The 19,522-nt window shown below is 54.3% G+C and carries 19 protein-coding genes; 5 read left to right on the plus strand and 14 right to left on the minus strand.

Annotated elements, in window-relative coordinates; translation table 11 throughout:
- Positions 1-492: 492 nt before the first annotated feature.
- From trpS to JJB97_RS12305, 12 genes are all read right to left on the minus strand, one after another.
- Positions 493-1,497: a tryptophan--tRNA ligase gene (trpS, locus tag JJB97_RS12250; RefSeq protein WP_238714288.1), complete on the minus strand. Its 1,005-nt coding sequence runs from the start codon at positions 1,495-1,497 to the stop codon at positions 493-495.
- Positions 1,498-1,501: 4 nt separating this feature from the next.
- Complete coding sequence (locus tag JJB97_RS12255; RefSeq protein ID WP_238714289.1) at positions 1,502-2,212, minus strand: phosphoglycolate phosphatase; 711 nt, start codon at positions 2,210-2,212, stop codon at positions 1,502-1,504.
- Positions 2,205-2,882, minus strand: coding sequence for a ribulose-phosphate 3-epimerase (rpe, locus tag JJB97_RS12260; protein WP_238714290.1), 678 nt, complete (start codon positions 2,880-2,882; stop codon positions 2,205-2,207). Before rpe ends, JJB97_RS12255 begins: the two co-directional genes overlap by 8 nt.
- Positions 2,883-2,926: 44 nt before the next feature.
- The gene (dam, locus tag JJB97_RS12265; RefSeq protein ID WP_238714291.1) at positions 2,927-3,739 is read right to left on the minus strand and encodes an adenine-specific DNA-methyltransferase; all 813 of its coding nucleotides are present in this window, start codon (positions 3,737-3,739) and stop codon (positions 2,927-2,929) included.
- Between the two features lie 66 nt (positions 3,740-3,805).
- Positions 3,806-5,023: a cell division protein DamX gene (damX, locus tag JJB97_RS12270; RefSeq protein WP_238714292.1), complete on the minus strand. Its 1,218-nt coding sequence runs from the start codon at positions 5,021-5,023 to the stop codon at positions 3,806-3,808.
- A gap of 87 nt (positions 5,024-5,110) precedes the next feature.
- Positions 5,111-6,199 carry a 3-dehydroquinate synthase gene (gene aroB / locus JJB97_RS12275; RefSeq protein ID WP_238714293.1) on the minus strand — a complete coding sequence of 363 codons (1,089 nt, stop codon included), beginning with the start codon at positions 6,197-6,199 and terminating at the stop codon, positions 5,111-5,113.
- Positions 6,200-6,255: 56 nt separating this feature from the next.
- Positions 6,256-6,777, minus strand: a complete 522-nt coding sequence (aroK, locus tag JJB97_RS12280; protein WP_238714294.1) for a shikimate kinase AroK — start codon at positions 6,775-6,777, stop codon at positions 6,256-6,258.
- A gap of 370 nt (positions 6,778-7,147) precedes the next feature.
- Complete coding sequence (gene pilQ, locus JJB97_RS12285; protein WP_238714295.1) at positions 7,148-8,398, minus strand: type IV pilus secretin PilQ; 1,251 nt, start codon at positions 8,396-8,398, stop codon at positions 7,148-7,150.
- Entirely contained in the window at positions 8,307-8,705 is a 399-nt protein-coding gene (locus JJB97_RS12290) for a HofP DNA utilization family protein (RefSeq protein WP_238714296.1), read from the minus strand. Before JJB97_RS12290 ends, pilQ begins: the two co-directional genes overlap by 92 nt.
- On the minus strand, positions 8,702-9,166 hold the full coding sequence (locus JJB97_RS12295; RefSeq protein WP_238714297.1) for a HofO family protein: 465 nt from the start codon (positions 9,164-9,166) through the stop codon (positions 8,702-8,704). Before JJB97_RS12295 ends, JJB97_RS12290 begins: the two co-directional genes overlap by 4 nt.
- Positions 9,150-9,686 (minus strand): PilN domain-containing protein, encoded by a 537-nt coding sequence (locus JJB97_RS12300; protein ID WP_238714298.1) that lies wholly within the window; start codon positions 9,684-9,686, stop codon positions 9,150-9,152. The genes JJB97_RS12295 and JJB97_RS12300 overlap by 17 nt, the downstream gene beginning before the upstream one ends.
- Entirely contained in the window at positions 9,683-10,471 is a 789-nt protein-coding gene (locus JJB97_RS12305; RefSeq protein ID WP_238714299.1) for a pilus assembly protein, read from the minus strand. The genes JJB97_RS12300 and JJB97_RS12305 overlap by 4 nt, the downstream gene beginning before the upstream one ends.
- Before the next feature lie 118 nt (positions 10,472-10,589).
- Between JJB97_RS12305 and mrcA the strand changes: the two genes are divergently transcribed.
- Complete coding sequence (mrcA, locus tag JJB97_RS12310; RefSeq protein WP_238714300.1) at positions 10,590-13,139, plus strand: peptidoglycan glycosyltransferase/peptidoglycan DD-transpeptidase MrcA; 2,550 nt, start codon at positions 10,590-10,592, stop codon at positions 13,137-13,139.
- A 636-nt stretch (positions 13,140-13,775) separates the two neighbouring features.
- Here mrcA and JJB97_RS12315 read toward each other — a convergent pair.
- The gene (locus JJB97_RS12315) at positions 13,776-14,207 is read right to left on the minus strand and encodes a hypothetical protein (protein ID WP_238714301.1); all 432 of its coding nucleotides are present in this window, start codon (positions 14,205-14,207) and stop codon (positions 13,776-13,778) included.
- On the minus strand, positions 14,180-14,737 hold the full coding sequence (gene nudE, locus JJB97_RS12320; RefSeq protein WP_238714302.1) for an ADP compounds hydrolase NudE: 558 nt from the start codon (positions 14,735-14,737) through the stop codon (positions 14,180-14,182). The genes JJB97_RS12315 and nudE overlap by 28 nt, the downstream gene beginning before the upstream one ends.
- Positions 14,738-15,153: 416 nt before the next feature.
- On the opposite strand from nudE, the gene JJB97_RS12325 reads away from it, so the two are divergent.
- The 4 genes from JJB97_RS12325 (at position 15,154) to hslO (ending at position 19,368) form a co-directional block, all read left to right on the plus strand.
- Positions 15,154-17,280 (plus strand): intracellular growth attenuator family protein, encoded by a 2,127-nt coding sequence (locus JJB97_RS12325; protein WP_238714335.1) that lies wholly within the window; start codon positions 15,154-15,156, stop codon positions 17,278-17,280.
- Positions 17,281-17,396: 116 nt separating this feature from the next.
- The gene (yrfG, locus tag JJB97_RS12330; RefSeq protein ID WP_238714303.1) at positions 17,397-18,068 is read left to right on the plus strand and encodes a GMP/IMP nucleotidase; all 672 of its coding nucleotides are present in this window, start codon (positions 17,397-17,399) and stop codon (positions 18,066-18,068) included.
- A complete protein-coding gene (hslR, locus tag JJB97_RS12335; protein WP_238714304.1) occupies positions 18,065-18,466 on the plus strand; it encodes a ribosome-associated heat shock protein Hsp15 in 402 nt (133 codons plus the stop codon). The genes yrfG and hslR overlap by 4 nt, the downstream gene beginning before the upstream one ends.
- A gap of 23 nt (positions 18,467-18,489) precedes the next feature.
- Positions 18,490-19,368, plus strand: a complete 879-nt coding sequence (gene hslO / locus JJB97_RS12340) for an Hsp33 family molecular chaperone HslO (protein WP_238714305.1) — start codon at positions 18,490-18,492, stop codon at positions 19,366-19,368.
- Positions 19,369-19,522 lie beyond the last annotated feature (154 nt).

Here is a 19,522-nt window from a genome sequence, read left to right on the forward strand (position 1 = left end):
CTGGTTTATTAGTGCTGAGTTTGTGGGGATCCCTCAGCGGCGCGGGGCGCTTAACCCCCTTGCAAAACATGGCTGGCAACAAGAGATACTATCAGGCTGTGTGCCTTAATCCTCATGATGCTGCTGGATTAAGGGACACAGCCTGGTGCGCGAGAGCCTGAAGTTAAGGCGGTTACAAACGACAGCCAGAAGCGGCAGGGAAATAAAAAAGGGAAATCAACGCGTTGAATGGAATCTGTTAAATACAAAGAGGAAACACATCGTTTTTTCTCTGAGACTGCTGTCAACCCCCATCCTGTCGCAGACAGAATGGATGAAACGCAATAAAAAAATAAGGAAAATCAACGCATTGAATTTCGTCTGCTTACCACAAAGAAGGAGAAAACCCATTTTTTCCTTCTTTGCCAATAAACTGAGAGGAAAAACATCGTTTTTCCTCTTTGTTAACAAACTAAACCCGGACGTCATCCGGGGCGCTAATAAAACGTCTTTTCAGGGCTGCGCCACGAAACCTATCGCCTCGTAAACTTTCTTCACCGTTTCAGCAGCGCGCGCGCGCGCTTTTCGCGCGCCGTCGTTCATAACCTGCTGCAGGAAAGCGTCATCATTGCGATAGCGTTGATAGCGCTCCTGAAGTTCCCCCAGCATGCCGGAAACGGCCTGCGCCACTTCCCCCTTCAGATGGCCGTACATTTTGCCTTCAAAGTGCTGTTCCAGCTCAGGGATACTTTGTCCCGTCACGCCGGATAAAATATCCAGCAGGTTAGAGACCCCCGCTTTGTTAGCAACGTCATAGCGCACTACCGGCGGCTCATCGGAGTCGGTCACCGCACGTTTGATCTTTTTCACAACGGATTTCGGATCTTCGAGCAGCCCGATAACGTTATTGCGATTTTCGTCAGACTTAGACATTTTCTTTGTCGGCTCAAGCAGCGACATGACACGCGCGCCAGACTTCGGAATAAACGGCTCCGGCACGCTGAAGATATCACCATAAATCGCATTGAAACGCTGCGCTACGTCGCGACTCAGTTCCAGATGCTGTTTCTGATCTTCACCCACTGGCACCTGATTGGTCTGATACAGCAAAATATCGGCCGCCATCAACACAGGATAATCAAACAGACCGGCATTAATATTTTCAGCATAGCGGGCAGACTTATCCTTAAACTGCGTCATACGGCTGAGCTCGCCGAAATAGGTATAGCAGTTCAACACCCAGCTCAGTTGCGCATGTTCCGGCACGTGCGATTGAACAAAAATAGTGCTCTTATTCGGATCGATGCCGCAGGCAAGATAAAGCGCGAGCGTATCCAACGTAGCTTTACGTAGCTTTTCGGGTTCCTGGCGCACGGTAATGGCGTGCTGATCGACAATGCAGTAGATGCAGTGATAATCATCCTGCATATTCACCCACTGGCGCAGCGCCCCCATATAATTCCCGATGGTTAATTCTCCTGACGGCTGCGCGCCGCTAAAGACGATGGGCTTAGTCATTTACTCATTCCTGATGTTCATAGTGCGGTAGCCCAACCAGGGGCAAAATCTCTTGAAGACGATCGTAGACGTAGTCAGGTTTGCTAAGCGCGATCGCTTCTCCGTAGTTATAGCCGTATGTCAGGCCCACAGAGCGGCAGCCCGCGGCCCGTGCAGCCAGAATATCATTGCGTGAATCTCCCACAAAGAGCAACGCGTCTGGCTGCAAATGAAGCTTTTGCATCACTTTCAACACGGCTTCGGGATGCGGTTTTTTATGTTCAACGTCATCACCGCCGATAATCACGCTAAAGAAATCACTGATGCCGAGCGCTGTGAGAATAGGCATAACAAAAGCAGTCGGCTTATTGGTCACCAGCGCCAGCGCGATGTCGCTTTGTTTCAGCGCGCTTAGGGTTTCGACCACGCCGGGGAACAGGAAACTGCCTTCTTGCGCCGCTTGCGCATAATAGCGATCAAACAGCCTGCGCATCATGGCTCTCAATTCATCGTCGGCTTGCGGTCGCGATTTTTCCGTTAATGCCCAGGCCAGCGCGCGTTCCATCAGCACATCAGCGCCATTTCCTATCCAGGTGATAACCCGCTCTTCGCCAGCTTGCGGCAATTCCAGCGCATACAACGCGCTATCCACCGCGTACGCCAGGCCCGGCGCGCTATCAATTAGCGTACCGTCGAGATCAAACGCCACGCCGCGAATAGAAGTTAACTTATTCATGCTCTACCTTCGCCAGTTCACAGCGCATTTCATCAATGACGTGTTTATAATCCGGCTGGCCAAAAATCGCTGAACCGGCAACAAACATGTCTGCGCCAGCGGCGGCAATTTCACGAATATTGCTGACCTTCACGCCGCCATCGACTTCAAGGCGAATATCGTAGCCGGACGCATCAATACGCGCACGCGCCTGGCGCAACTTTTCAAGCGTATGGGGAATGAAGGACTGGCCGCCAAAGCCGGGGTTCACGGACATCAACAATATCACATCCAGCTTATCCATCACGTGATCCAGCCAGTCGAGCGAGGTCGCAGGGTTAAGCACCAGCCCTGCTTTACAACCGTGTTCTTTAATCAGTTGTAGTGAACGATCCACATGCTCGGACGCCTCCGGGTGGAAAGTAATGATACTGGCGCCCGCCGCAGCAAAATCAGGAATAATGCTGTCTACCGGCTTCACCATTAAATGCACATCAACAGGCGCGGTTATGCCATAATCACGCAGCGCCTTAAGCACCATAGGGCCGATAGTCAGATTCGGCACATAGTGGTTATCCATAACATCGAAGTGTACCACATCGGCCCCCGCCGCCAGCGCTTTAGCCGTATCTTCGCCCAGTCGGGCAAAATCGGCTGACAGGATTGAGGGGGCAATCAGATACTGTTTCATCCGCTTCTCCAGTTTTAATTTTGCGACGGGCGAAACGCCTGGAATCAGGGCTGATAAAGCGCCAACAGTTCGTTCACCTTATTACGCGTCCCACCGTTGCTGCTAATACTACGCCTTACGCGCACCACGTGTAACTTTGCCTGCTGATACCAGACGCGGGTCAACGCCGTATCATGGTTAGATATCAGTACAGGAATTTTTTCGCTTTTCAGCGTTTCCGCCAGCCGCGCCAGATGCTGTTGCTGTTGCATGCTGAAGCTGTTGGTGTGATAGGCCGTAAAATTTGCCGTTGCCGACAGCGGCGCATAGGGCGGATCGCAATAAACCACCGCGCCAGGCGCCAGGCCGCTCATGCTGTCAGCGTAGGACTGGCAAAGAAATGTGGCGTTTTGCGCCCGCTCGGCAAAATGATAAAGCTCATTTTCCGGAAAATAGGGGCGGCGGTAGCGGCCAAACGGTACATTAAACTCGCCGCTCTGGTTGTAACGACACAGGCCGTTATAGCCGTGGCGGTTAAGATAAAGGAACAACTGCGCGCGGCGAAAATCGTCACGACACAGATTAAATTCACTGCGTAAACTGTAATACGCCTCAGCCCGGTTGCTGGTTTCGCAAAACAGCTTACGCGATTCGCGGATATAGTCATCCGTGCGCAGTTTAACGATGTTATAAAGTTCAATGAGATCGCGGTTGATATCCGCCAGAACATAGCGCTGATAATCAGTGTTAAGAAACACAGAACCAGCGCCAACGAAGGGCTCGACCAGACATTCTCCCTCAGGAAGATGGTTTTTGATCTCTTCCAGCAGGGGGAACTTCCCCCCTGCCCACTTCAAAAAAGCGCGATTTTTCTTCATGCTGCCTGACTATTTAAACCTTCTCCCGCTGTGGAGAAGCTCCGACAGCAATGTGCGCTTCGATCGCTATTTAAGATCGGACTGAACCTGGCTGATGGGCTTAGTCCAGGGGTTTTTAGCCTGAACATCCGAAGGCAGCGAGGAAACCGCGCGTTTTGCCTCATCTTTAGAGGCATACACGCCTTTAACCAGCACGTACCAGGGCTTGCCTTCGCGTTTTGTCTGGTAAACCACATAATCCTGTAAATTCTCTTTTTTCGCCCATGCATTCAAATTGGCATAGCTGGACGAACTGCTGAGCTGAAGCGTGTAATGTGACGGCGCGGCTGACCTGAGCGCGCCGATATTGCCAGTGCTGCTTTTCACCCCGTCGGTTGAGGCTACGGCTGTAGCGGCAGCGGCCGTTTTTTTCTCGGCGGGTTTCGCTTTAGCGGCCGCGCCAGCCGTCGGCGCTTTCACTGACGCGGACGGCGCGCTGTTTACCTGTGTTTTTACCGCAGGTTTCGGCTCAATTCTGGCGTGCGTACGCGCAGCCTGCGTTTTGTGCGTCGGCGCGACATTCGCCGTCTGTCGCGGCTGATGCCGCACCGGTTCGTTAACGCGCGCCGTCTGCTGAGACGGACGTCGCGCGCCGCTATTGCCGGTAATCGCTACGGTCGCAGGCTGAGTCGGCAGCGTAGAACTCGCCATATCGCCAACCGGCCCCGGATAGCTCTGCTCGCTTTGCGGCGGTGTCAGCGCATTGTTCAAATCGCCCTGAATCTCCATACGCCGCTGCCCTTCCTGCGGCGAGACGGGCTGCGACTGCGTCGGCGTGGGTGAAACAGGCGGCAACGTAATCTCTCGCGGATCGCTTCCCGGCCGCGCCGGGTTGCCGGATAGCGTCTCTGCGTCGCCAGAGGGCTGTCGCACGCTGTCGTCTGAAAGAGATATGCTGCGTTCGCTGCGGCTGCTGGCGGTATTGTCGGAAGAAGGTCCTTTCAGCGCAGAACCGATGCCAAAAATAATCAATAACAGCACCAGAATGCCAATGCCCATCATAACGTGCTGACGGGAAACCGGCGGCCTGCCGACCGGAGCAGCCCGACGCTTACGCATTCTGTCGCGATCGCTGCGATCGGCAAACGGCTTTTCTTCCCTGTCGTGACGTTCATCGGCATCGATATCAACATCATCAATGTTGATTCGCGGCTCATTGTCGAAATCGGCATTCTGTCGCAAACGATCTGAAGGGCGATCGCTGGGATCGGTTTTCAGTTCGTCTTCTGGTTTATACCCATCCATTTAACACCTCATCCGCAGGACGAAGCCCGCAATAATTTGTTAGCGCTTCCACGAAGTTATAAGCCAGCTCGCGGATTATTCATACAGCTACGCCGGCTGGCAATCTGCGATAGCGCTTAAAACGACATCGTGAGCAACACCCGCGCGGATTTCACTCTTCCCGATGGCCAACGGCAGCACTAACCGCAGCTCGCCGCCCAGCACTTTTTTATCCCGCAGCATATGGGGCAGATAGCTGTCCGGCGTCATCTCCCCGGGTCCGGTAACCGGCAGCCCGGCGCGTTTAAGCAATGCAATAATACGCAGCACGTCCGACTGCGGGAGCTGCCCAAGCCTGTGTGCGGTATACGCGGCCATTACCATACCGGCCGCTACGGCTTCGCCGTGAAGCCAGTTCCCATACCCCATTTCTGCTTCAATCGCGTGGCCGAAGGTATGACCCAAATTCAGTAAAGCACGTAACCCGCTTTCCCGCTCGTCGGCGGCAACGACGTCGGCTTTAATTTCACAGCAGCGGCGAATGCAGTACGCCAGCGCCGCGTCATCCAATTGCAATAGCGCATCAAGGTGCGCTTCCAGCCAGTTAAAGAAGTCGGCGTCAAGTATAATGCCGTATTTAATAACCTCCGCCAGCCCCGACGCCAGTTCACGCGCCGGCAGCGTTTTGAGGCAGTTAAGATCGATAATAACCGAAGCGGGCTGCCAGAAAGCGCCAATCATATTTTTACCCAGCGGGTGATTAACCGCCGTTTTACCGCCCACGGAAGAGTCCACCTGCGAAAGCAGCGTGGTCGGCGCCTGAATAAAACGCACGCCACGCTGATAGCAGGCCGCGGCAAAGCCGCTCAGATCGCCGATAACGCCGCCGCCCAGCGCAACGAGCGTTGTATCCCGGCCGTGTGGTTTTTGCAACAGCGCAGTAAATACCGTGTCAAGGCAGGCCAGACTTTTGTATTTTTCGCCATCCGGCAAAATAACATGGTCTACCTTCATGCCGGCATCGGCCAACATAGCGCTAACATTTTCCAGATACAAAGAGGCAAGCGTCTCGTTGGTAACCAGCATTACCTGTTCGCCACGCTTCAGGGGCCAGAAGGCATCCGGCTTATTGAACAACCCGGCCGCGATGGTAATCGGGTAACTACGTTCCCCAAGTGTGACAGTCAACCTCTCCATGACGCTCAGTACCCTTTGTTGCTGATGCCCGCAGGCGAAACATTAACGGAGCAAAATCAGTTGCTTTCCAGCATATGAATAATTTGGTTGGCAACCACTTTTGCGCTTTGGTCGTCTGTACGAATCGTTACGTCAGCAATTTCTTCGTAGAGCGGATTGCGCTCGCCAGCCAGCGATTCAAGCACCTCGCGCGGCGGCGTTTCAACCTGCAACAGGGGGCGCTTTTTATCGCGCTGCGTACGCGCCAGCTGCTTTTCGATAGTCGTTTCCAGGTAAACCACCACGCCACGCGCAGAGAGGCGGTTGCGGGTTTCACGTGATTTTACCGAACCGCCGCCTGTCGCCAGCACAATACCCTGTTTTTCCGTGAGTTCATTGATGATTTTTTCTTCACGCTGGCGGAAACCTTCTTCGCCTTCTACGTCGAAGACCCATCCCACATCAGCTCCGGTTCGTTTCTCAATCTCTTGATCAGAATCATAAAATTCCATATTGAGTTGCTGAGCTAACTGTCGCCCAATAGTGCTTTTGCCGGCACCCATAGGCCCAACCAGAAAGATATTGCGTTTCTCTGCCATTTTTTCGGTACTACGTAAGACAATTCGTTGATGATAAACCCACTCCTTCCAGCCTTACGGAGCAGGACATGAACTGAAACCTCTTTAGCTATAGTGCGAGAGTCAGACTGAAAATTATCTCAACACTCAAGGCGGTTTGGCAACCGATTAAATCCCCCCTGCGCCATGTAGGACATTGCCGCACATCGCGTAAAAGTTCGGTCCCCGGCGCGAAGAACGCCCCATCGCCCTTAACGGAATCGCTACACCTTGTATGCTAATTCCCTCCAGCCGTCAAATGGTTGAACCTTATTCAGGATAAAAAAACGCAGCGCCGCATCGGTATGGCATGTCCAGAAACCCTGTCATACCGATACGCAGGCCCTTGAATCTACAGCCCCGACGCTTTCACCAGCCGTGGAGTGATAAACACAACCAGTTCCCGTCGCTCGCGCTCGCTGGCGCTGTGCCGAAACAGCGTTCCCAGCAGCGGAACATTGCCCAAACCCGGCACATTATCCTTACCAAAACGCCCGCGCTGCTGAAAAATACCGCCAAGCGCAACGGTTTCACCCTCTTTTATTTCTATCTGAGTCTCAATTTCCTGTTTATCAATAAGCAGCACTTCACCTTCAGCCTGCTGAAGTTTCTGCCCTGGCGCATTCTGGCTGATACGCAGTTTCAATCTAACGCGCTGTTGCGGTAAAACGGTGGGCATCACCTCCATCCCCAGCACTGCATCTCTGAACTGCACATTACCGCTGGCGTTAGCCGTCGAGGCCGTAACATAGGGTATCTCAGTTCCCTGCTTGATGCTGGCGGTCTGGCGGTGCGCGGCCAACAACCGCGGGCTGGCGATAAACGCCAGTTGCTGCTTACGCTCCAGCGCCGAAAGCTCCAGTTCAAGCTGCCGCCCGTTAATACGCCCGATATTAAAGCTGATGAAACCAGCAGGCTGCGCCACTGTAAGATTCGTCCCAAAAACGTGGCCTTCTGGCGTACCGCCCGGCGCTGACTTTGTATGACGAAACCACCTTACCCCCAGTTCATGCAGACTCTGCTGCGTCATCGTTACAATATGCGCAGCAAGCTCTACCTGCTCAACAGGACGATCCATCTCCTCAATCCACGTACGAATGCCCCGAAGCGCGGCGCGCGTATCGTCTATCAGCAGACGATTAGTACGCCTGTCTACCGTCACGCTGCCGTGGCGGCTTAACAGGCGATCCCCTACGGCTTTCATCGCTATGGCCAGTTCGGCCGCATCCGCGTGGCTGAGTGGGAAAATTTCACGCTGTGTAGGTAAACGCTTACTTTTTACTTCGCCTGTAGTGGGCTGCGGCACGCTTCGCCGGCCGCCAGGCCAAACGCTGAGCACATCTCCGCGCTTTTCCCAGCCCAGACCCGCAGCGCCGGCAACCGCTTCAAACGCCTGTTGCCACGGAACAGCATTAAAGTTCAGAGAAAGCCTGCCTTCCACTCCGGGCGCAATCACCAGACTAAAACGCTGGCTCTCTGCAAGCGATTGTAAAATCTGCGCAACTGGCACGTCATCCATCAGCAGAGATACGGCGCTCTGCGCCTGCGCCGCCGCCAGCGCCGGGCACAGCAACAGCGTGATAATGCCTCTCCTGTCTGTCATGATGTTCTCCTTTTTCTTCCCGCCGAATATTCACAGGCTTGCACGAATTTAACGCATGTAGATACACGCCATTCTCCGTTATCCGCTCAATACGCCAGCCGGAACGTGGTTCATCCCCTTGCCGGAATCTGACCCAGCCACCCGGCGTGTTAATGACCGCCAGCGTCATACCGCCTGTCGAGCGCGCCATACCGCGTAACGTCCATCCCTTAAACGGGCTTTCACAGGGATTTGTTACAGGAATAAAGGGATTACGCGCCGCCTGGCATGGCAAAGCGATCATCAGCGCCAGTAGCCAGGCCTTCATTCAACGTCACCAAGCCTGAGTATCAAAGTGAGCGCTTGCTTATGCATTTGCAGCGTAAAACCTACTGGCTCAATACGCTGCTTTCCCAGCAGCATGAACAGAGCAGGAAGACAAGCCCAGCTAACCTCAAGCGTCAATTCGGAGAGCGGTTTTGCCGGCTGCCAGTTCATAAGCATGGCGTGGCTCTCACGGCTAAGCCTGAGCGCCGAAAAAGGCAACTGCGCGGCTTCCGGCGCCGGTAACCGAAGTTGCTCACGGATATTCGCAAGCGGCGTCAGTTTCCTTAGCAGGCGGCGATGCTCACGTATCTGCGCCATTACCTGTATATGACTTTCCGGCGCCGACGTCTCGCCAGGCGCTATCAACCGCGCTCCCGCGCCTGTCAGCAACGCCGCCAGCAGCCAGCTCAGTAGCCGCCAACGCCAGTGCGCGGTAAGCCAGCGTTCAAGGTAAAGAGGCACGATCGAATTCCGTACTGAATATCATCGTAAAGCGCCACTCACCGCTGTTCTGGCGTTGCAGCGCGCCCTGGCTAATAAGCTTAAGCCCCGCTTTTTCCAGCGCATCGATACAGGCGATATCGCGCGCCAGCCCCTCCACCCGCATTTTTTCTGCCTGTACATCCACCACGGTCAGCCACGCCTGATCGGGCATAGCCTGCGCCAGCGCATTAAGCGCATCGCTCCAGCGCCGGGTCTTTTCCTGACGCAGTCGGTAACGCCGCGCTCTGTCCTGCCGCTCGGCCAGCGTCTGTTGTGACGCGCGCGTCTGGGCGCTGAGTGAGACAATATGGCTAACAAACGCGCGATCCCGATCGGCCAGCAGCCGATGACGCAGGGTCTCTTGCCGCCCGCAAAGCGTACCAACGCCGGCCCACATCAGCCCGGCGCATAACGTCCCACCCATAATTAACTGCCAGAATCGCAGGCGAGATTTCAGCCGCCGCTCGCGCCACGCCAACAGATTAGCCGGGGGGATCATCGCGGCCACCTCGCCAGCGCCAGCCCCAACGCCACGGCAAAACGGTCGCCGTCTTCCGGCAACGGCGGCTGTAGACACGTCAGCGAACGCCAGGGATCGACGTAAAGAATGTCTTTATCCGCCAGCAGCTTGCAGCTCGTTATCGTCATTTTTGTCTGCACTTCCAGCCGCTGGCAGAGCGCCTGCGGGGTTTGCGCATCAGCAACGGGCAGTACGCCCCAGCGCTCTGTATCCGCCCACAGCCAGCGATCGCCCGCCCGATGTATCAACATCGCCCGGGGCTGCACGCAAAGAGCGGCCAACAGACTGCCAAGCGCGCAGGCGTCAGGCGTAACCATTTCAGGCATTAGCCCAACCTGACGCAGCGCGGCCAGCAGCATATCAACCTCATGCCGCCGTGCCGCCGTCACGGCATATTCCCCGGCAGGCCCAACGCAATAATCCACCTGCAGTTCGGCAGCGTTCATACGAAGCTGTTGTCCCATAACCCCGGCCAGGTACATCACGCGCTGCGTTTCGCTTAAGGCGGCAGGTTCGCGCGGGAGCGTGCGTTGCAACGTTTTCAGACCGGGGAACGATACCCGCAACTGCGCGCCCAGCGGTAACTGACGACGCCAGTCGGCTAACGTAGCCGGTAGCGTCGTTGCGCCTGTTTGCGCCTGCAGCGGCGAGGCGAAATGCCACCACCGCCGCAGCCGCCAGCCGCGCCTGCCCGGCGAAACGGCGACAGCCGCAATACCCTCGACCTGAATATCAAGGCCTATTTTCCAGTTACTGAACGCCATACGCTGCTTCTCCCTGGCTATAGTGATGAAAATGACATATCAAAGCGTCTGGCTTGCCTTTATACTACCGCGCGTTTGTTTATAAACTGCCCAGCTGAAACTAAATGGGAAAATCCGAGTGAAGTTCGTAAAGTATTTATTCATTCTTATAATATGTTGCATCCTGCTGGGAGCAGGTTCGATATACGGCTTATACAAATTTGTTGAGCCGCAACTGCCGGACGTCGCCGCAATTAAAGAAGTTCAGCTTCAGATCCCTATGCAGGTCTACAGCGCCGATGGCGAGCTTATAGATCAGTTTGGTGAAAAACGCCGTATCCCGCTGAAACTAAGCGAAATACCGCCACAACTGGTTAAAGCTTTCGTTGCTACCGAAGACAGCCGCTTTTACGAACACCACGGGGTGGATCCGGTAGGCATTTTCCGTGCCGTCAGCGTCGCTATGTTCTCCGGACATGCCTCTCAGGGCGCAAGCACCATTACGCAACAACTGGCGCGTAATTTTTATCTCAGCCCGGAACGCACGCTCCTTCGAAAAATTAAAGAAGTATTTCTGGCAATACGTATTGAGCAGTTGCTAAATAAAGATGAAATCCTCGAACTTTATCTAAATAAAATTTATCTCGGCTATCGCGCCTACGGCGTAGGCGCCGCCGCACAGGTTTACTTCGGCAAAACGATTAATAATTTGACGCTCAGCGAAATGGCCATGATCGCCGGGCTGCCCAAAGCGCCATCCACATTCAACCCGCTCTATTCCCTCAATCGCGCCACCGCGCGCCGCAATGTTGTGCTGGCGCGGATGCTCAGCGAAGGGTATATCAACCAGTCGCAATACAATCAGGCGCGTAGCGAAGCGCTGGTCGCCAACTACCACGCGCCAAAAATCGCATTTTCGGCACCTTATATTGCAGAGATGGTTCGCCAGGAGATGGTGAAACGTTACGGCGAGAATGCTTACAACGATGGCTACCGCGTCTACACTACGATTACCCGTAAAATACAGCAGGCAGGACAAAAGGCGTTGATGGATAACGTCATCGCTTACGATATGCGCCACGGCTATCGCGGCGCGACGACCCGCCTGTGGAAGGCAGGCGAAAAACCCTGGGCGCAGAAACAAATCACCGATGCCCTGAAGGCGCTGCCAACTTACGGGCCGCTGCGGCCTGCGGCGGTGACGCACGCCGCAGCGGGCGCGGCGACGATAATGCTTGCCGACGGCCGCACAGCGAACCTGACAATGGACGGCGTGCGCTGGGCGCGCCCGTGGCGTTCCGATACGCAGCAAGGTCCAACGCCGCGTAGAGTCACCGACGTGGTGCGAACCGGCCAGCAGATTTGGGTACGCCAGGACGAGAATCGCTGGTGGCTAGGCCAGATACCTGAAGTAAACTCGGCGCTGGTTTCGCTCAACCCCCACGACGGGGCTATTATCGCGCTGGTGGGTGGCTTTGATTTCAACCTGAGCAAATTTAACCGCGCCACGCAGGCGTTGCGTCAGGTCGGTTCGAACATCAAGCCATTTCTGTACACCGCCGCTATGGATAAGGGTATGACGCTGGCGAGTATTCTCAACGACGTGCCCATTACGCGCTGGGATGTTGGTTCCGGCTCCGACTGGCGCCCGAAGAACTCGCCGCCGCAGTATGCCGGCCCAATCCGCCTGCGTCAGGGGCTGGGCCAGTCGAAAAACGTCGTTATGGTGCGCGCCATGCGTGCGATGGGCGTTGACTACGCAGCGGAATATCTTCAGCGTTTCGGCTTCCCGGCGCAGAATATTGTGCGCACCGAGTCGCTGGCGTTAGGCTCCGCAGCCTTCACGCCGCTACAGTTGGTACGCGGCTATGCCGTCATGTCAAACGGCGGTTTCCTGATCGAACCCTATTTCATTACCCGCATTGTGGACGTGCAGGGCCAAACGGTCTATGAAGCGCAGCCAAAAGTAGCCTGCCCACAGTGTAATGCGCCGGTTATTTATGGCACGACGCAAAAAGCGGCGGCGGAGGAGCAGAATGTGGAAGACATTGCCGCTTCCCGGCCCCAACAAGACCAGGCGTCGCCTCAGCCGCCATCGCAACCGGCAAGTCAGGCGCAGGTCGCGCAAAACAACGCGTCAGGCTATGCCCCGCACGTCATTAACACGCCGCTGGCGTTCCTGATTAAGAGCGCGCTTAATACTAATATTTATGGCGAACCGGGCTGGCAGGGCACGGGCTGGCGTGCCGCACGCGACCTGAAGCGCAAGGATATTGGCGGTAAAACGGGCACCACGAACAGTTCCAAAGACGCCTGGTTCTCCGGCTATGGCCCCGGTGTCGTGACATCGGTATGGATAGGCTTTGACGATCACCGTCGGAATTTGGGGCGCACCACCGCCTCCGGCGCAATACGCGAACAGATATCAGGTTATGAAGGCGGCGCTAAAACAGCGCAACCGGCATGGGATGCCTATATGAAAGCAGTACTCGACGGCGTACCGGAAGAGCCGCTGACGCCGCCGCCTGGCATAGTAACAATGAAGATCGATCGTTATTCCGGGCAGCTTTCAAATGGCGGAAACAGTCGGGACGAATACTTTATAGAAGGCACGCAGCCTACCCAACGGGTGGTCAGTGATGTCGGCACGACGCTTTATGATAATGGCGAAGCCGTAGAGCTGTTCTGATATGTCCAACGCCACGCAAGGGCGCCTGAGATTAGGCTGTGTTCCTTAATCCTCATGATGCTGGATTAAAGGATACAGCTTAATAGCAATCCGGGCCGGCGGTTTCGGCCCGGGACGTCTGGAAGGCGTAAACAAGAAAAATGAGCCGGCTGAGTTTTCCCAACAAACAAAAAGCGGGTAAAAACACATTTTTGCCCGCTTGAATCTGCTGACAAACCCTATCCTGACGCGGACTGGATGGATGAAAAAATAAAAAACACGGAAAATCAAAGGATTGATTTTCGCCTGCTTACCACAAAGAAGGAAAAAAACCGTTTTTTCCTTCTTTAACAACAATCTGAAGCGGATAAAAATACTTTTTTGCCCGTTTCTTCGCTATGTACGCTGAAACACGCGCTCTGAGCGACGTTATCGCCAGCCCCGAATACGCGCCGACAAAACCAACAAAAACCCCCCTTTTCAGGGGGGCCGAGGCTGCTGACAACCCCCATCCTGACGCGGACAGGATAGATGAAACACAATAAAAAATAAGTAAAATCAATGCATTGATTTTCGCCTGCTTACCACAAAGAAGGAAAAANTGGATGGATGAAAAAATAAAAAACACGGAAAATCAAAGGATTGATTTTCGCCTGCTTACCACAAAGAAGGAAAAAAACCGTTTTTTCCTTCTTTAACAACAATCTGAAGCGGATAAAAATACTTTTTTGCCCGTTTCTTCGCTATGTACGCTGAAACACGCGCTCTGAGCGACGTTATCGCCAGCCCCGAATACGCGCCGACAAAACCAACAAAAACCCCCCTTTTCAGGGGGGCCGAGGCTGCTGACAACCCCCATCCTGACGCGGACAGGATAGATGAAACACAATAAAAAATAAGTAAAATCAATGCATTGATTTTCGCCTGCTTACCACAAAGAAGGAAAAACCCCGTTTTTCCTTCTTTGTCAACACTCTGAGACCTTCTGTTCAGGGGAGGCCAATGTGCTTTATTAAGTCCTTTTTCGCTAAAGAGCGCGGCCATATCCGCTGCGCGCGAAGTCAGGCCCGCCCCTGCGCTTTCAACCATTCCCGTACCAGAAATAGCGCGCTGATATTACGCGCTTCGTTAAAATCCGTCTCATTAAGCAGCCCCAGCAGATTATCTACAGGCCAGCGAACCTGCGCCAGCGGCTCAGGTTCGTCGCCCTGGAGCGATTCCGGGTACAACTCCTCCGCCACCACAATATTCATCAGACTGGAGAAGTATGAAGGCGCCATACCGACCTTTTTCAGGAAGGTAAACTTTACTGCGCCAAAGCCCACTTCCTCTTTCAGCTCGCGATTTGCCGCTTCGTTTACCGTTTCACCGGGGTCAATCAGCCCTTTAGCAAAACCCAGCTCATAGCTTTCCGTGCCCACAGCATACTCACGAATCAGGATAAGTTGGTTATCCACAACCGGGATAATCATAACGGCCTCACGCCCGCTTGAGCGCATACGTTCATAAACGCGCCGCTCGCCGTTGCTGAACTCAAGATCCACCGCTTCAACATTAAACAGGCGCGAGCGCGCCACCGTTTCCACATGGAGGATTTTTGGTTTTTTCAGATTATGCATCCTGATAAGACCGGTAATGAAACACATCTGTTATTGTGCTGTATCGCGCATGGTTTCGGCAACGCAAATCGTTTCGCCTAAATTTCAAGCAAGCATGATGATGCTAATATGTATATTCAGTAAATTTATCAAGGAAATGGAATCCATCTGAGAATTTGCTTATATTTCATCGCGCATACCTCTGCTATTATATTTACTTTACTGGATATGCCAGAAATGATTCGCTTTGCACTTACCAAATCTGCAAAGCCAGCACGGAAGCTTTCATCAGCCTGTCACGAGTCATCTCCGACGCTGCTATCAGGACGTAAAAAGTATACCGGGCCGTACGCCATACCTGCCAGAATCCATTATCACGCCGAAAGGTTGAGAACTGCTGCGCTTGAAAAATATGACGATGGTTTGACGTGAAAAGCATAAACACTGTATCCATTTTTATTGCAGCGATGCTCGTGTGTCTGGTCATTGCGGTCTGGCTGTTTCGCCGCGTGCTGCAGTTACGCCACGGCCAGCCTGCATCCGTTTTTGCCGGCGCAGAAAAACGGCCGTTAAACGAGCAAGAGCGCGCCGCAATAGAAGGCTATCTTGATTCTCTGACCGATTCAGGCATTTCTCCGGCCGGCGCGGCAACGCTTACGCTTAACGCCAGCAGCAACACGGTTCTCTCTTTTACCCGCTCGATCACACGCTATGGCTTGTCAACCGACGATCCTAATAAGTGGCGCTATTATCTTGACTCCGTTGAAGTGCATCTCCCACCGTTCTGGGAGCAATACATTACCAATGATAATAATATTGAGCTTATTCGCACCGAAACACTGCCGCTCATCATTGCCCTCAACGGCCACACGCTGCAGGAGTATCGCAGCGAAGCTAAAAAATTCACCCTTGAGCGCAGTGAAGGCCTCCAGGCGTCTATTCGCGGCAAAGAAAGCGAGCAAATCGAGCTGCTTAATATTCGACAGGAAACCCACGAAGAGCATGCTCTGAGCCGGCCAGACGGCCTGCGCGAAGCGTTTCTTATTGTTGGGGCGTTTCTGTTGTCATTTCTGTGCGTGATAAGCCCCGGGGTTATGGTGCCCTGGCTGCTGGGCGGCGCGATCATGCTGCTGGCGGCGGCGATGTGGGGGCTGTTCGCGCCGCCGGCAAAAAATACGCTACGTGAAATACACTGTCTGCGCGGCACTCCCAGGCGCTGGGGCCTGTTTGGCGAATCCAATCAGGAGCAAAACAACAATATTTCCCTTGGCATTATCGATCTGATTTACCCGCCGCACTGGCAGCCGTTTATCGCCCACGATCTGGGAAATAAAACCGATATTGATATCTATCTGGACCGCCAGGTTGTGCGTCAGGGCCGTTTTTTATCGCTGCATGATGAAGTAACGAACTTTCCGCTACAGCAGTGGATGCGTAATCTGACCATCGCTATCGGCGCGCTGCTTATCCTGTTGATGCTGATGCTGTGGGCGCCGCTGGAAATGCCGCTTAAAATGACCCTTTCGTGGCTTAAAGGCGCGCAAACCATTGAGACAGTCTGTGTTGAAGCGCTGGAGAAAATCAATGTCCGCGTTGGCGATACGCTGCGCGTCAGCGGCACAGGCATGTGCAATATCCAACTTCCCAATACCTATACGCCGCGCCAGAACTCTCCGTTTACGCCTTTCGATTGCTCACAAATCGTCTGGAATAGCGCGCAAACGGCGCCGCTACCGGAATCTGATATTGTAGAAAAAGCCATCGCGCTGTCGGATACGGTGAATAAGCAGCTCCATCCTGACCCTGGCAACGACGATAATAGCAAAGTCAGCCCGCAGCTTGCCTTAGCCATTCAAAAATCCGGCATGGTGCTGCTATACGACTTCTCAGATATTGTGCTGAAAACACAGGCGCTGTGTATCAGCCCTGACGAGTGCGTACGCCTGAAAAATGCGCTGGTCAATCTGGGTAACAGCAAAAGCTGGGATGCGCTACTTCGTCGCGCCAGAAACGGCAAACTCAACGGCCTCAACGTTATCCTGCGCCCGGTTAGCGCTGAATCGCTGGAAAACCTGGTTGCCACCTCTACAGCGCCGTTCTTTATACGCGAGACCGCGCGCGCGGCCCAGGCGCTCAACAGCCCGGCTCCCGGCGGGTTTGTCATTATTAGCGATGAAGGCGCCGATCTTGTGGATCAGGCGCTGCCGCCAATGTCGCTTTACGATTATCCTCCCCGCGAGCAGTGGCATGAGTTTCAGCGGCTGGCCACCATGCTGACAAATACGCCGTTTAGCGCCGAAGGCATTATTACCAGCATTCAGACCGATGCTAACGGCACGCGGCACGTCACGTTGCACAGCATCCCGGACAGCGTTGGACAATGGCGTTTTGTGGGCACCACCCTGCTGTTTTTCGTGCTGGTTTCCTCATTTATTGTCAACGGCATACTGGCCGTGCGGCGCTACCAGCGTTACCGCCATCGTCTGACGTCTATCCATCAGTATTATGAAAGCTGCTTTAATCCAAGGCTGCTGCCGCAAACGGATGACGACCCTCTTTACTGAGTAAACGGGCCGGAAAGTTTTTCGTCTCGCCGGCCCTTACTTAACTTGTCTTTATACGCCTGTCGCCCTGTACACGTTGTGATACCCTGTTACGCCACTATTTTTCCGGAGCTTTCATGAAAATCAACTGGCGCGACGTGGATACTGTTTTGCTGGATATGGACGGTACCCTGTTAGACCTGGCTTTCGATCGCTTTTTCTGGCTCTCGCTGGTGCCGGAAACGCTTAGCCGCAAACGCGGTATTTCCGTTGAGGCGGCCACGGCGCTAATAAACCAGGAATACCACGCCGTGCGGCATACGCTAAACTGGTATTGTCTGGATTACTGGAGCGAGCGCCTGGCGCTGGATATTCATGCCATGACCCGCGAAATGGGGCCGCGCGCCACGCTGCGCGACGATACAATACCGTTTCTCCGTGCGCTAAAGGCCTGCGGCAAACGTCGTATTCTGCTCACGAACGCCCACCCGCATAATCTGGCGGTAAAGCTTGAGCATACCGGCCTGGCCCGACACCTTGATTTATTACTTTCCACCCATACATTTGGTTATCCGAAGGAAGACGAGCGGCTTTGGCAGGCCGTGGCGGCCCATACCGGTCTGGAGGCGGCGCGAACGCTGTTTATCGACGATTGCGAACCTATTCTGGATGCCGCCTCGCAGTATGGCATTCGCTACTGTCTGGGCGTCACAAACCCGGACTCCGGCACAGCAGAGAAAGCCTGGACGCGCTATCCGGCGCTGGGCGACTATCGCCGCCTGATCCCTGCACTATCGGAGCAGATATGAAGGAAAAACCAACCGAAGGCGTACGTCTCGATAAATGGCTGTGGGCGGCGCGCTTTTATAAAACGCGCGCGCTGGCCAGAGAGATGATTGAAGGCGGCAAGGTGCACTATAACGGACAGCGCAGCAAGCCGAGCAAAATCGTTGAAGAAGGCGCGCAACTCTCGCTTCGCCAGGGTAACGACCGGCGAGATGTCGTGGTGAAGGCCATTAGCGACAAACGTCGACCCGCCAACGAAGCGGGGCTGCTGTATGAAGAAACAGCGCAAAGTATCGAAACGCGTGAAAAACTTGCGCAGGCGCGCAAACTCAATGCGCTGACAATGCCTCACCCTGAACGACGCCCGGATAAAAAAGAGCGTCGCGATCTGATGAAATTTAAGTATGGCGATCGCGAATAAGTTCGCCCCGAGAGAGAATGACTATGGCTCAACATGACCAGCTACACCGCTACTTATTTGAAAACCACGCCGTACGCGGCGAACTGGTGACGGTATCTGAAACCTGGCAGCATATACTGGAAAACCACGACTACCCGCAACCGGTGAAAAACGTGCTGGGCGAGCTGTTGGTCGCCACCAGCCTGCTCACCGCCACGCTTAAGTTCGACGGCGACATCACTGTTCAACTCCAGGGGGACGGTCCGTTGACGCTGGCGGTTATCAACGGTAATAACAACCAACAAATGCGCGGCGTCGCGCGCATGCAGGGCGCCATCCCGCAAGACGCAGACCTGAAAACGTTGGTCGGCAACGGCTACCTGGTTATTACTATCACGCCGCAGGACGGCGAGCGCTATCAGGGCGTGGTTGGGCTGGAAGGCGATACGCTGGCCGAATGTCTGGAAGACTACTTTATGCGTTCCGAACAATTGCCGACTCGCCTGTTTATCCGCACCGGCGATACCGATGGCAAGGCGGCGGCAGGCGGCCTGTTACTTCAGGTGCTGCCTGCGCAGAACGCTCAAACCGATGATTTCAACCATCTGGCCACGCTTACCGAAACCATTACCGCCGAAGAGCTGCTAACGCTACCGGCAAACGAGGTGCTGTGGCGTTTGTACCATGAAGAACACGTCACGCTTTACGACCCGCAGGACGTTGAATTCAAATGCACCTGCTCGCGCCAGCGCTGTGCCGATGCGCTTAAAACGCTACCGGAAGATGAAATTAACGGCATTATCGCCGAAGATGGCGAAATTGATATGCACTGCGACTATTGCGGCAGCCATTACGTCTTCACAGCGATGGATATTGCCGCACTGCGCAATAATGCCGCGCCGGACGCGCCCCACATTCATTAAACGACAGCCCCTGCTTTTCGCGCCTCTTCCTGTTTCCAGAGGCGCGTTTCATCGAATATTCCCCAGGAAAGCGCTTACACTCACAAATTATCCGTTTACTGATGCGCGTCTTATCATATTCGGATAATTTCCCCCGCCGTAGATCAAAATGCTG

The organism is Tenebrionibacter intestinalis (genome assembly GCF_016632365.1).
GTDB lineage: Bacteria > Pseudomonadota > Gammaproteobacteria > Enterobacterales > Enterobacteriaceae > Tenebrionibacter > Tenebrionibacter intestinalis.